Origin of the sequence: Microbispora amethystogenes (assembly GCF_016863015.1) — a bacterium.
In the GTDB taxonomy this organism is placed as follows: domain Bacteria; phylum Actinomycetota; class Actinomycetes; order Streptosporangiales; family Streptosporangiaceae; genus Microbispora; species Microbispora amethystogenes.
Genome location: NZ_BOOB01000140.1, coordinates 1 through 939 on the forward strand (window position 1 = coordinate 1; position 939 = coordinate 939).

Consider the following 939-nt stretch of genomic DNA (forward strand, 5'->3'; position numbering starts at 1 on the left):
GACGGGGAGGTGCTCGGCGCGTCGAGGCCGAGGAAGGAGATGGCGTAGGCGAGCTGGCCGCTCATGGGGAGCTGGTGGCCGACGCCGGAGATGCTGATGCCCTCGACGGTGGCCTGGGTGCCGGTGTTGCCGTAGCGGGTGCGGGTCCAGCTGGACTGCGGGTGGTCGGTGAAGGCGGGGGTCTGGCTCAGCCCGTTGAGGTTGGTCCACTGCTTGATCTCTTCACCGAAGTTGTTGTAGTGCAGGGTGGTGTCGGTGGTGCCGTGCCACAGCTGCATGCGGGGGTAGCGGCCGGTGTAGCCGGGGTACATGGCGCGGGCCTGGTCGCCCCACTGCTGGGCGGTCTTGGTGATCTGCCCGCCGGAGCACTGGCCGTTCCACAGCGAGCCGTCGTTGGTGGCGAAGCACCCGGCCGGGACGCCGGAGAAGGCGGAGGCGGCGGAGAACACGTCGGGGTATTCGGCGGCCAGGACGTTGGTCATCATGGCGCCGGAGGAGAAGCCGCTGACGACGATGCGGCCGGGGTCGACGTTGTAGCGCTGGCGGGTGTAGTTGACCATGGCCATGATGCCGGTGGAGTCGCTGCCGCCGTCGCGGCGGAGCGCGGCGGGGGTGGACACGTCGAAGCAGGATCCGCTGCGGGTGGCCTCGGGGACCACGATGATGTAGCCGTAGCGGTCGGCGGCGGTGACGTAGTCGTGGCCGTTGCCGTTGAAGATGCCGCTGGCCGAGCCGCTGCAGTAGTGGACCAGGACCAGCAGGGCGGGGCGGGTGGCGACCCGGTCGGGGACGTAGAGGTACATGTTCAGGTTGGTCGGGTTGGTGCCGAACCCGGTGATCCGGGTGAGGGAGGCGGCCGCGGCGGGCCGGGCGGCCAGCAGCATGCCGACCAGCACCAGGGGCAACGACACGGCGGCCAGCAGGGATCTGAGCCTTCGT

At 70.0% G+C, this 939-nt stretch carries 1 protein-coding gene; it reads right to left on the minus strand.

The annotated features are described in order from the left end of the window. A partial coding sequence (locus Mam01_RS36060) for an extracellular catalytic domain type 1 short-chain-length polyhydroxyalkanoate depolymerase (protein ID WP_307820201.1) occupies nt 1-939 on the minus strand: 939 nt, incomplete at both ends.